The 12257-nt window shown below is 67.0% G+C and carries 11 protein-coding genes; 5 read left to right on the forward strand and 6 right to left on the reverse strand.

All coding sequences use genetic code 11. The features are described 5' to 3' along the window. Positions 1 to 98 precede the first annotated feature (98 nt). Together NRB20_RS27245 and NRB20_RS27250 are read right to left on the reverse strand one after the other, a co-directional pair. Positions 99 to 2309 carry a molybdopterin oxidoreductase family protein gene (locus NRB20_RS27245; protein WP_153413969.1) on the reverse strand — a complete coding sequence of 737 codons (2211 nt, stop codon included), beginning with the start codon at positions 2307 to 2309 and terminating at the stop codon, positions 99 to 101. Positions 2310 to 2489: 180 nt separating this feature from the next. After that, positions 2490 to 2975, reverse strand: coding sequence for a hypothetical protein (locus NRB20_RS27250; protein WP_406603881.1), 486 nt, complete (start codon positions 2973 to 2975; stop codon positions 2490 to 2492). Between the two features lie 379 nt (positions 2976 to 3354). Here NRB20_RS27250 and NRB20_RS27255 point away from each other — a divergent pair, with 379 nt between their 5' ends. Together NRB20_RS27255 and NRB20_RS27260 are read left to right on the forward strand one after the other, a co-directional pair. After that, a complete protein-coding gene (locus NRB20_RS27255) occupies positions 3355 to 3909 on the forward strand; it encodes a DUF4282 domain-containing protein (RefSeq protein ID WP_153413973.1) in 555 nt (184 codons plus the stop codon). Between the two features lie 143 nt (positions 3910 to 4052). Continuing rightward, positions 4053 to 4973, forward strand: a complete 921-nt coding sequence (locus tag NRB20_RS27260; protein ID WP_227833914.1) for a helix-turn-helix domain-containing protein — start codon at positions 4053 to 4055, stop codon at positions 4971 to 4973. Positions 4974 to 5202: 229 nt separating this feature from the next. Here NRB20_RS27260 and NRB20_RS27265 read toward each other — a convergent pair whose 3' ends face one another. Then, positions 5203 to 5604, reverse strand: coding sequence for a MarR family winged helix-turn-helix transcriptional regulator (locus NRB20_RS27265; protein WP_153413975.1), 402 nt, complete (start codon positions 5602 to 5604; stop codon positions 5203 to 5205). An 86-nt stretch (positions 5605 to 5690) separates the two neighbouring features. On the opposite strand from NRB20_RS27265, the gene NRB20_RS27270 reads away from it, so the two are divergent. After that, positions 5691 to 7163 (forward strand): MFS transporter, encoded by a 1473-nt coding sequence (locus NRB20_RS27270; protein WP_153413977.1) that lies wholly within the window; start codon positions 5691 to 5693, stop codon positions 7161 to 7163. A gap of 248 nt (positions 7164 to 7411) precedes the next feature. Here NRB20_RS27270 and NRB20_RS27275 read toward each other — a convergent pair whose 3' ends face one another. Then, positions 7412 to 7972, reverse strand: coding sequence for a dTDP-4-dehydrorhamnose 3,5-epimerase family protein (locus tag NRB20_RS27275; protein ID WP_153413979.1), 561 nt, complete (start codon positions 7970 to 7972; stop codon positions 7412 to 7414). A 1-nt stretch (position 7973) separates the two neighbouring features. Next, positions 7974 to 8873, reverse strand: a complete 900-nt coding sequence (gene rfbA / locus NRB20_RS27280; protein ID WP_153413981.1) for a glucose-1-phosphate thymidylyltransferase RfbA — start codon at positions 8871 to 8873, stop codon at positions 7974 to 7976. 228 nt (positions 8874 to 9101) lie between these two features. Between rfbA and NRB20_RS27285 the strand changes: the two genes are divergently transcribed. Then, positions 9102 to 10103 (forward strand): alpha/beta hydrolase, encoded by a 1002-nt coding sequence (locus NRB20_RS27285; protein WP_227833915.1) that lies wholly within the window; start codon positions 9102 to 9104, stop codon positions 10101 to 10103. 119 nt (positions 10104 to 10222) lie between these two features. Here the strand turns inward: NRB20_RS27285 and NRB20_RS27290 are convergent, their stop codons facing one another. Beyond that, on the reverse strand, positions 10223 to 10939 hold the full coding sequence (locus NRB20_RS27290) for a hypothetical protein (RefSeq protein ID WP_153413983.1): 717 nt from the start codon (positions 10937 to 10939) through the stop codon (positions 10223 to 10225). Between the two features lie 307 nt (positions 10940 to 11246). Between NRB20_RS27290 and rfbB the strand changes: the two genes are divergently transcribed. Further along, complete coding sequence (gene rfbB, locus NRB20_RS27295) at positions 11247 to 12257, forward strand: dTDP-glucose 4,6-dehydratase (protein ID WP_319945469.1); 1011 nt, start codon at positions 11247 to 11249, stop codon at positions 12255 to 12257.

Raw genomic sequence — 12257 nt, forward strand, 5'->3', positions numbered from 1 at the left:
GGACGGGCCGCAGCGCGGTGATCGAAGACAGTTCCGCCGCGCATGGACCAATCTCGGAGCGAGATCCGAACTCGGCCGTCCGTTCTCGAGCGTTGCGATCAGGCTGGGCCGACAGTGACCGGAACGCCGTTGAACACAGCATTCCCCGAAGGAACGTCGACCAGCGAGTCGTCGGTCAGAGTGTTGGCATTCACCCCGGGATGAGTGCGCGCGACCGATTGCGTCTCGTTCGCCTCGTGCCCCCACCCGTGCGGCAGGCTGACCACCCCGGGCATGATCTCGTCGGTCGGTTCGAGCGGGACGGTGAGCGTGCCCGCGGCGGATTTCACCACCGCGCGGTCGGTGAGGCCGAGGCGGGCGACGTCGTCGGGGTGGATGTGCAGGGTGCAGGTGTTGGAGCCGCCGACCAGGGTGGGGATGTTGTGCATCCAGCTGTTGTTGGAGCGCAGCTGGCGGCGGCCGATGAGCAGGATTTCGGGTGCGTCGTCGGCGAGACGGGCGCGCAGCCGGTGCACGTCCTCGAGTAGCTGCGGCGGGGCCAGATCCACGCGACGCGAGGCGGTGCGCAGCACGCCGGGCAGCCGCGGGCGCAGCGGTCCCAGGTCGATACCGTGCGGATTGTCCAGCAGCACTTGCAGATTCAGGCCCTCGTGGACGGCGGCGTTCTCGGGCGTCACGGCGGAATTCCATTCGCCGTAGGGGCCCAGCCGCAGCATCATGTCGATGCGCTGTTCGGTGCTGTTCTCGCCGAGCAGCTCCTCGCGACGTTCCAGCAGTCCGGCCTTGTGCAACGTCCCGGCGATGACCAACTCGTCCACGGCGGCGATCGGATCGTGGCTCGGCTCGGTTTGCTGGCCGGAAACCGCGAGCGCCAACCGGGCCAGGATCTCCGCCTCGGCGACGGCGTCACCGAGCGGAACCGCGGGCCGGGAGTAGCGCGCGTAGTTGTGCACCGCGAATTGCAGCAGCGCGAAATCGTAGTGCGGCGACTGCACGGTGCGCGGCGGCGGCAGGATCACATCGGCGTGCCGGGTGGTCTCGTTGAGGTAGCGATCCACGCTCACCATGAACTCGAGTTCGGCCAGCGCCGAACCCAGTCGCGGGCCGCCGGGCGCGGACAGCACCGGATTCCCGGCGACGGTGATCAGCGCCCGGATCTGCCCCTCGCCCGGGGTGCGGATCTCCTCGGCGAGCGTCGCGATCGGGAATTCGCCCATGGCTTCGGGCAATTCGCGCACGCGGGTGTGCCAGCGGCCGAGCCGGAACGGGCGGCTGCGTTCGATGCCGAGGGCGGCGGCGGTGGCGAACATCGCGCCGCCGGGACGATCCAGGTTGCCGGTGAGCGCGTTGATCACATCGACCAGCCATTGCGTCAGGGTGCCGAATTCGGCTGTGCAGGTACCGATTCGGGCGTAGACCGCGGCGCTGGGCGCGGCGGCGAGTTCGCGGGCCAGACGTCGGACCGTGTCGGCGGGGACGCCGGTGCGGGCGGCGACCACCTCGGGGGTGAAATCGGTTGCGGCCGAGCGCACCTCGTCCAGTCCGTCGACCGGGACGCCGATATCGGTGAGATCTTCCGCAAACAGCGTGTGCACGATCCCGAACAGCAGGTAGGCATCGCTGCCGGGCCGGATGAACAGATGTTCGTCGGCGATCTTCGCGGTGCGGGTGCGACGCGGATCCACCACCACGAGCCGACCGCCGCGTTTGCGCAACGCCTTCAGACGTCCCGGGTAATCCGGTGCGGTACACAGTGATCCGTTGGACTCCAGCGGATTCGCGCCGAGCATCAGCAGCAGATCGGTGCGATCCAGATCCGGCACCGGCACGGTCAGCGGATCGCCGAACATCAGTCCGCTGGCGACCTGTTTGGGCATCTGATCGGCGGTACTGGCCGAATACAGATTGCGAGTGCTCAACGCGCGCATCAACACCGGCACATACAGCGCCCCGGCGACGGTGTGCGCGTTGGGATTTCCCAGATACAGCGCCGCGGCCCCGCGACCGTACTCCTGGACCAGTGCCGGAATCCGTTCGGCGACAAGGTCGAACGCCTCCTGCCAGGAGGCGGTGCGCCAGCTGTCGTCGGCGCGGTCGCGGATCATCGGCCGGGTCAGCCGGTCCGGATCGGCGTCCAGATGTCCCAGGCTCGCACCCTTCGGGCACAGGAATCCGCGGCTGAACGGATCCTGGCGATCCCCGCGTACCCCGACGACGTGATCCTGCGCGTCGAGGGTCAACTCGAGTCCGCACACCGCCTCGCACAGCGGGCAGGTGCGCAACGCGGTGCGATGACTAATTGCTGACATCGTTCGAGACTTCCGGGGGCCGCGAACCCGCCGTAGCGGAGCGGAGGCCAAAGATGCTGCTCATATCCCCATCATCACCCGTGTGGCCCGCCGCCAATATGTAAACGGCCATACGCAACGCGAAACCGCGACAACCGGGCCGTCATCGCGGTTTTGCGGAGTTGAAACTTCAGCCTGGATTCAGCTGGCGATGCGGGCCAGCTGCGGCTTGCGGCGACCGCTGAGGGCCGAGCGGACGGCCGCGCCGAGCGCGACCACCGGCGGGATCCAGCGGGCCTCGCTCGGGGCGACGCCCCAGCAGGCGTCACCGGTCGAGAGCTGGGTCGGCGGCAGCGGGATGCCCGCACCGTCGGTGTGCACGATCGCGCCCGCCTTGCGCAGGGCCTCGATCGCCATGGTGGCCTTGGCGACGCCGGTCACCAGGTGGATCTCGCGACGCTCGGCGCCCGGGATCTCGATGACCGGGCCGGTCAGGTCGTTCGCCCGCAGGAACCGGCGCACGGCGACGGCGAGTTCGCCGGTGACCTCGATGCCCGATACAGCCTCGTCGGTGATCAGGCAGATGCCGTTGGCCGTTTCGGCGACCGTCCAGCCGCGCCGGATGTAGTCCTGCGCGCTGGCAGCCAGCGTGGCCGCCTTGACGGAAGTCGGAAACGTCGTACGCACTGTCTTCTCCATTCCCCGGTTAGATCTGGGTGCTACTTGGGTGCTGTTTGGTCTTGCTGCTGTCACTGGTCGGTCACGATCACCGGCCGGACGTGAGGGATATCGGCGCACAGCATCCGTGGTGTTACATATCCCCGAAACTTTTTCGGCAGCCGTAGAATTCGTCACAAGATCGGCAGTTTGATTCGCAACTGCTATAGCCTTGGTGGTCGTGCTCCGGGCTGTCATGGCTCTTACCTTCGCGCCGCTTCCTGTGAATCCCTGAGGTGCTCCCTGTGAATCAAATCCGTTGGGGCTGGCAGAATCCCAACGGATTTCTTAACGTCCGCTGGGAGCGGTCGCATTGCCGCAGGGTGCCGGTGGGTAGAGGATCACGGTCATGACCGATGACCCCGGCGAATCCGTGCCCGCGGCGGCCGGCGAGGAGTACCTCGCCTGGCGCGAGTCCGTGGCCCAGCGGCTGCCGTTGCGTTCCCGCACCGCGGGCGAGGAGCCGCGTGCCGAACCGTTCCGCAGTCCGGGGGCGTTCGGCGCGTGGTGTGCCGCGGCCGCGCGGGCGTTGCTGGACGTCCAGTTCGCCCGGCCCGCGACGCGCACGCTGCTGCCGCTGGCCTACATCCTGGGGCTGTCCTTCGCCATCGGGGTGCCGATCGTGCTGACGGTGCTGCTGTGGCAGCTGTCGTTACCGCTGGGGCTGGTGTTCCTGGTGGTGGTCGCGGTGCCGCTGGGGCTGACGATCGCCGCGGTGGTGCGGTTGGCGCTCGAGTTCCTGGTGAACGCCGCGCGACTGGCCGGGCGGGTCGAGCACATCACCGAACTGGCCGACGATCTGTTCCAGGTGCTCTCGGATGTGGCCGAGCCGGTGAACCAGCTGTCCGAAGATGTGCGGGCGGTGCAGTTCTGGCGGTTCCGCAGGCGTTCCGATCGAAAATAATCCTGATTGGCCCATCTGTGATGTTGGCGTGATTGCGCCACAACTCGATCGGGAGATCGTTTTGTTGTGCGACAATCCGAACTCGGGTCCGGGGCAGCCGAATCCGGTACCGCATAAGGGTTTTTGCCGTTCGGTGTGCCGCGATGGGCGAGTACGATCGGCGCACGGGACACAGGGGGAAGTACATGGGCCTACCGCACGGGATCACCGGTTCCACGATGCCCCGCCGCCAACTGGGCCGGCGGCTGCGGGATCTGCGCAACCGAGCCCGGATGACCACGCGGGTGGCCGCCCAGCGGCTGGAATGGTCCGAGGCCAAGATCTGGCGCATCGAAACCGGGCAGACCTCGTTGCGCGGGCTGGACGTCGAGGCCATGTGCAAGATCTACGGTGCGGCGGCGGAGGCGGCCGAACCCCTCATCGCGCTGGCCCGCGAGACCAAGGCGCGCGGCTGGTGGACCGAGTATTCCGATGTGATTCCCGAGGGTTTCGAGGTGTACCTGGGGCTCGAGGAGGCCGCCACCCGGCTGGCCACCTACGAGAACGAGCTGGTCCCGGGCCTGTTGCAGACTCCGGACTACGCCCGCGCGGTGCTGGCCGGCGCGCATCCGGACAGTTCGGCGGTGGAGATCGATCGGAAGGTCGCGGTGCGGGTCGCGCGGCAGTCGGTGCTCACCCGCGCTTCGAATCCCCTTCGGCTGGAAGCGATGATCACCGAGGCGCTGCTGTGGCACCGCATCGGCGGCACCGGTGTGATGGCCGCTCAACTAGATCACCTACGCCGGCTGTGTGAGCTACCCAATATCGAGATCCGGGTGGTGCCAACCGATTCCGGCTACCACGAGGGCATGGACTCCGGCTGTTTCAGCCTACTCGAATTCGATGACGCCGCAGGCGAATTGGCCGAACCGCCGGTCGTCTTCGTGCAGAACTACACCGGCACCGCGTATTTCGACAAGGACCACGAGGTCAACCGCTACCGCGATGCTTTCGAGAGCATCCGCGCGGTCGCCATCGACGCTCGCGAACCCCTCGAACAGGCCCGCGCCGGGTTGAAATCGTAGTCGGCGCTGCCGTGGCAGGTGGCCGGAATCGGATACCGCGACAACCAATTTCGTGAGTCGAGTACGACTCGGCGGGTGTATTCGAGCGGTGGTATGAACGCCGAAGATCGGGGCTGTGTGCAGGTCTTCCCGCGTACCGCCTTACGGATTCGGTGGCGTGCGTGCGGAGTCGGCAGTTCACACCTTTGTCAGGCGCCATCCGTCGTGAAAGCCGTTCGCGGAGAGGCGGTTACAGCGTCGCCTCGAGGATTTCGCGGTGGGTGCGGGCCGACTCGGCGTGTACGGTGCGGCCCTGGTCGGTGAGGCAGACGAAGATGGCGCGGCGGTCGTCGCTGCACATGCTGCGGCTGACCAGGCCGTCGCGCTCGAGGCGGGCGACCGCGCGGGACAGGGCGCTCTGACTCAGGTAGATGTCGGCGGCCAGATCGCTCATCCGGTACGTCTCGCAGTCGGCGTCGATCAGGCGGTCGAGCGTCTCGAATTCGCTCAGGCCGATGCGATGTCGCTGCTGCAACTCCTTCTCCAGGGCGCAGGACACGGTCGCGTGTTTGTCCAGGAGTTCGCGCCACTTGCCCACCAGAGCGGTGGGTGCTGCCGCTCGCGGCGCTGACGCTGTCGACGCCTTTGTCATGCCGCCATCCTAGTGGTCCGGGTCGAACAATGCAAACGCATTTAATGCTTGCGCATTTAATGCGTGTGCAAGTAATGTTCCGGGTCATGACTTCCACGGCAACGTTCTCGGCGGGCTCGGCTGCCGATACCCGGTGGTCGGCACGCCTGTGGGGCATGCTGATCACGCTGTGCATCGTGCTGTTCCTCGACGGACTCGACGTTTCGATGATCGGTGTGGCCCTGCCGTCCATCGGTAAGGATCTGCATCTGGGCACCTCCACCCTGCAATGGCTGGTCAGCGGCTATGTGCTGGGCTACGGTGGGCTGCTGCTGCTCGGCGGGCGCACCGCCGACCTGCTCGGCCGCCGCCGCGTCTTCCTGATCGCGCTGGGGGTGTTCGCTCTGGCCTCACTCGCGGGCGGGCTGGTCAGCTCGGCCGCCCTGCTCATCGCGACCCGCTTCATCAAGGGGCTGGCCGCGGCGTTCACCGCGCCGACCGGCCTGTCCATCATCACCACCAACTTCGCCGAGGGACCCGCGCGCAACAAGGCGCTGTCCATCTACACCGTGTTCGGCGCGGGCGGCTACTCGATGGGCCTGGTGTTCGGCGGGCTGATGACCGGACTCGGCTGGCGCTGGACCTTCCTGCTGCCGGTGCCGATCGCCCTGGCCGCACTCATCGCCGCGCTCGTCCTGGTGCCGCGCGACCGGCGCGCCGAGGAGGGCGGACACGATCTGCTGGGCGCGCTGCTGTCCACTGCGGGCATGCTGCTGCTGGTCTACACCGTGGTCTCCGCGCCGCAGGCGGGCTGGGCCTCGGCCCGCACGATCGGTTCCTTCGCGGCGGTGGCGGCGTTGTTCGTCGGCTTCGTCGCGGTGGAGAAGCGGGTGCGGCATCCGCTGATCCGGCTCGGCATCCTGCGCCGGGTGACGCTGGTGCGGGCGAGTCTGGTGATCATCGCGCTGGCCGGGTCGTACTTCAGCTGGCAGTTCATCGTGACGCTCTACCTCCAGGACGCGCTGCACTGGTCGCCGCTGCAACTGGCGATGGGTCTGCTGCCGGTGGGTCTGCTGGTGGCGCTGTCCTCGGTGTTCTCCGACAAGCTGGTCGACCGGTTCGGCACCGGCCCGATCATCGCGGTCACCATGATCGCGATGGCCGTGGGCTACCTGCTGTTCCTGCGCGTCGACACGCACCCGTCCTACCTGACCGTGCTGCTGCCCGCGGTGCTGCTGGTCGGCATCGGCTGGATCGGCTTCCCGGCCATCAACATCCAGGCCACCGCCGGAATCGACGACGACGAACAGGGCCTGGCCGCCGGCGTCCTGCAAACCTCCATGCAGGTCGGCGCGGCCATCGTGCTGGCGATCAACACCGCCATCATCGCCTCGGGCCCGCACACCGACACCTCACCCGCCGCCGTCCTGTCCGGCTACCGCCCCGGCCTGATCTTCGTCGGCGTCGTCGCGGCCATCGGAGCCCTGATCGCCCTCACCCACTTCCTCCCCACCCGCCGGGCCACCGAGCCCGTCGCAGACCTCGACGAGAACCCGAAGCAGGAACTCGCCGCCGCCTGACCCTCCGATCAGTTGAAACCCCTTGGTGGCGAACAGCATTCGTCACCAAGGGGTCCGCTGCGTGCTAGGCTCGCCGTCGCTGCGGGGCATGGCTCGGTGCTTACCGGTCGACCCCGTGTTCGGCGCTCGCACCTGCCGGGTGTCTCATCGGTCGGACGGGTCGCGGCCGCATCTCGCGAACGTCGATGTCGGTGTTCGTGGGGCGGAACCAATTGTCGGACTTCGATCCTCGGATGGATGATCAATGATCAGCCCCGCAAGCTGCGAAGGGTCGGTGCGGCAGCGTCTTTGGGGGAGCGGGTGTAGGTGAGGGGCTCTCCGTTGCGGCCCGTGGTGGGCCAGTCGATGGCGAGGTCCGGATCGAAAGCGTCGAGGTCGCGGTCGAATTCGGGGGAGTACTCCAGCGAGCACAGGTAGGTGGCGGTGGAGTTGTCCTCGAGGGAGAGCAGGGCGTGGCCGAGGCCGTCGGAGAGGTAGACCGAGCGGCGGTCGGCGTCGTCGATCAGGACGGTGTCCCAGGTGCCGAAGGTGGGGGAGTCGGGGCGCAGATCCACGATGACGTCCAGGAACGCCCCCCGCGCGCAGGTGACGTATTTCGCCTGGCCGGGCGGGGTTTCGGTGTAGTGGATACCGCGCAGCACGCCGGCCGCGGACACCGAGGTGTTGACCTGCCGCAGATCGAACGGCCGCCCGACGACCTTCTCGAACTCCGAAGCCTTGAACGTCTCGAGGAAGATCCCGCGCTCGTCCCCGTGCAGCCGCGGCGTGAACTCCCACGCGCCGGGTACGGACAGTTCCCGAATCTGCATATCACCAATCCTGTTCGTATTCCGGCGGATTCGTCTCGCGCCCGCGCGCGGGCAGTCCGAGCAGATAGTCGCCGTACCCCGAGCGCGTCAGCGGTTCGGCCAACCGGACCAGCCGCTCGTCGTCGATATAACCCATCCGCCACGCAACCTCTTCGGGCGCACCGATTTTCAAGCCCTGGCGTTCCTCGATGGTACGGACGTAGTTGGCCGCGTCCAGCAGCGAGTCGAAGGTGCCGGTGTCGAGCCAGGCGGTGCCGCGGGCCAGCACGTCGACCTGGAGCCGGCCCTGTTCCAGATAGCTCCGGTTGATATCGGTGATCTCGTATTCGCCACGCGCGGAAGGCTTCAGCTCGCGGGCGATCTCCACGACGTCGTTGTCGTAGAAGTACAGCCCCGGGATGGCGTAGTTCGAGCGCGGCCGCGCGGGCTTCTCCTCGATGGAAATCGCACGGCCGTCGGCGAATTCGACCACACCGTACGCGGTCGGATCGGACACCCGGTACGCGAAGATCGCGCCGCCGCTGATCCGATGGAACCGCCGCAGCCGGGTGCCCAGGCCGGGCCCGTGAAAGATGTTGTCGCCCAGCACGAGTGCGGCCGGTTCGGTACCGATGTGAGCCGCGCCGAGGACGAACGCGCGGGCCAGCCCGTCGGGTTCGGGCTGCACCACGTAGCTGATCGAGATGCCGAACTGCGACCCGTCGCCGAGCAGCCGGTGGAACGACGGCGCGTCCTCGGGGGTGGTGATGATCAGGATGTCCCGGATCCCGGCCAGCATCAGCGTCGAGAGCGGGTAGTAGATCATCGGCTTGTCGTAGACCGGGACCAGCTGCTTGCTCACCCCGCGCGTGATCGGGTGCAGCCGCGTTCCGGTGCCTCCGGCCAGAATGATTCCGCGCATGTCACACGAGTCTGCCAGCCGACGTGCGATTGGGCTCGATGAGGTTCCGAGTCGGTGCCGAAACCGTCACGGCGGGTTATGCGGGCCTCGATCCTGCCGATTCGTATTGCGTGGATCACCTATCCGTGGTCTTCTGAAATGGCACTGTGTGAGATGTCAGCGCCGACAACTCGCCTCCGGACCTCCGGTTGCCGACGTCGCGGCGCGTCCGGAGTGAGGTGGTGCGTGATGACGACAACCGTGGGAATGCGGGAAGCCGGGCCGGGTGTGGTCGCGAATCCCGACGGGATCAGTCTGACCTCCCGAATGTTGCTGCTGGCTTGCCGAGGCGTCGTCGGGCCGTTCGTGCGGCACTATCCGGTCACCCCGCTGACCATGCCGGTCGCGCGCCTGCTCGTCGACGGGCTCTCCGCGCTGCGTCCGGGCCCGAGCGGGGTGGAACGAGAGCAGGTGCGGCTCAACGGTTTCCGGATGGAGATCCTGCGTCCGGCCGGAGCCCGGAGGGCCCTGCGCGACGGCGCGGTCATGTACCTGCACGGCGGCGGCTTCTTCCTGTGCGGCCTGGACACCCATCGCCCGATCGCGGCCGCCCTGGCCCGCCGCACCGGGCTGCCGGTGGTCAACGTCGAATACCGCCAGCTCCCAGGCGCCTCCATCGCCGATTCGGTGCGGGACTGCCTGACCGCGTACCGGTGGCTGCTGCGGCACGGCGCTGATCCCGCGCGGATCGTCTTCGCGGGCGATTCGGCCGGTGGGTATCTGAGTTTCGCGACCGCGTTGCGCGCGGCCGAGCTGGGCCTGCCCACCCCGGCCGGGCTGGTGGGGCTGTCCCCGCTGCTGGATCTGGACTGCGCGGCGAAACAGGATTACGTGAACGTCGACCGCGATCCCTACATCCCGCTGTCGGGGCTGGAGCGGGTGGTCGAATACGGCGCGACGGTCGAGGGCCGCCTGGCCCCGGAGATGTCCCCGGTCAACGGCGCGCTGGCGAGTCTGCCACCGGCGCTGCTGATCGTCGGCGAGGACGAACTACTGCGCTACGACTGTGAGGTGATGGCCGAGCGGCTGACCGCGGCCGGGGTGCCGAACTCGCTGGAGTTGTGGCGCGGGCAGGTGCACGCGTTCATGAGCATCCTGCCGAACATGCCCGAGAGCCGCTCGGTGCTGGGCCGGGTGGCGCGTTTCGTGCGGGCCCGGATCGAGGCGGAGAGCCCTGCCCGGACCGCATGAGAGTTATTGTGCGGCAGCCTGATTCACCCGCTGCTGCACGAGAAACGCGTAAGTCTTGAATGAGAAAGCGCCCCCGCACTGTCTTTTCGTGCGGGGGCGCTTGTTCGCTTCGACCGGTATTACTTGGTCTTCGGCGCGACGAACGGGGCGTTGATCGTGGTGAAGTACTGCGCCGCAGCCGCGATCGCGACCGGAGCGGTCACCAGCAGCTGGCCCGCGAGGGTGCCCAGCGCGCCGACGGCGATGATGCCGCCGAGGCAGCCGACAGCCGCGGCCGGGATGAACGCGCCGAACAGGCCGACGATGGCCGCTGCCGCGACGGTCGCACCGGCGATGCCGCCGAGGACGCAACCGACCGCGCCACCGCTGAGGCCACCGACCAGGGTGCCGATGGTGGCGCCGGTGGAGATGGTGTCCTTCATGCGGTTGAAGGCGGCCTGCTCACGGTCGTACGGGGTCTTCCACGGCGCGCTGTCCTGGTAGGGCAGGTCGACCGGCTTGTAGACCGCGTGCTGCATGTCGAGCTGCGGGGTCAGGGTGGCGGTGTTGCCGGCGATGTTCGCGGCGATCGGGAACACGAAGTCGTCGACGCGGAAGTTCAGTTCCTGGCCGGCGAGGACCTTGCCGTTGGCGGCCTTGATCTTGAAGACGCCGTTCTCGACGTCCATCGAACCGGCATCGGTCTTGATGATGGTCGCGGTCTTGGTGGTGGTGGCCTTGTAGTTGACCGCGCCGTTGTCGGCAGCGGGGGCCGGGGCCGCGTTCACGGTGCCAGCGGTGATGCCGAGGGCGGCGATCACCAGGGCCGACGTCGCGGCGAATTTCCTCATCAACATGTTCGTGAACCTCGGTGGTTTCGAATCGGGGGGACCCACAAATCGAAATGCAGATCAGCTAACGTGCGGTGAATCGGCTGTGACCATTAATTCAAGTTCTGTTCACCGAACGGTACCGGCGGTCTGTGAGATTGCGCAAAATCGCAGCGCGCGTGTGGTTTTCGGGAACCAATCCGAATGGCGATCCGACTGAAGTGTGACGAAGATCACAACTAATCAAGCCCTTCAATGCTGGAAACTCGACCTGAATAGGGTATTGACACCACGCGCACTCCGGGTATCCATTCGGCGGATATGATCGGTCACCGTGCGATTGCTCATTACCGGCGGTGCCGGATTCATCGGCGCGAACTTCGTTCAGCGCACCGTGGCGGAGTATCCGGATATCCGCGTGGTGGTGCTGGACGCGCTCACCTACGCGGGCAACCGCGCCTCCCTGGATTCGATCGCCGACCGCATCGAGTTCGTGCGCGGGGATATCGCCGACGCCGAATTGGTCGACCGCTTGGTCGGTGGCGTGGACGCGGTCGTGCACTTCGCCGCGGAAACGCACAACGACAACTCGCTGGCCCGGCCGTGGCCCTTCGTGCAGACCAATATCGTCGGCACATACACGCTGCTGGAGGCCGTGCGGCGGCACGACGTGCGGTTTCACCACATCTCCACCGACGAGGTCTACGGCGACCTGGGCGCGGACGACCCGGCATTCAGCGAGAGCACTCCCTACAATCCGTCCAGTCCCTATTCCGCGGCCAAGGCGTCGAGCGACATGCTGGTGCGGGCCTGGGTGCGCTCGTTCGGGGTGCGCGCCACGATCTCCAATTGCAGCAACAATTACGGGCCGTATCAGCATGTGGAGAAGTTCATTCCGCGTCAGATCACCAATCTCATCGATGGCGTGCGGCCGCGCTTGTACGGGGCCGGGAATCAGATCCGGGACTGGATTCACGTCGAGGACCACAATCGCGCGGTCTGGACGATACTGGAATCCGGACGAATCGGTCAAACCTATCTGATCGGTGCGAACGGCGAACTCGACAACAAATCCGTGGTAGAGCACATCCTCGTCGAATTCGGCCGCGATCCGGGCGATTTCGATCACGTCACCGATCGGCCCGGACATGACCGCCGCTATGCCATCGATGCGACGTTGTTGCGCACCGAACTCGGCTGGGAACCGCGTTATCGGGATTTCCGCGCCGGACTGGCCGTCACCATCGCGTGGTATCGCGCGCACGAAACCTGGTGGCGGCCCGGCAAAGCCGCGGTGGAGAACGCCTACGCCGAAGCGGGCGAACGAGTTCTGCGATCGGGGTGA

Source organism: Nocardia macrotermitis (assembly GCF_009604405.1).
Lineage (GTDB): Bacteria > Actinomycetota > Actinomycetes > Mycobacteriales > Mycobacteriaceae > Nocardia > Nocardia macrotermitis.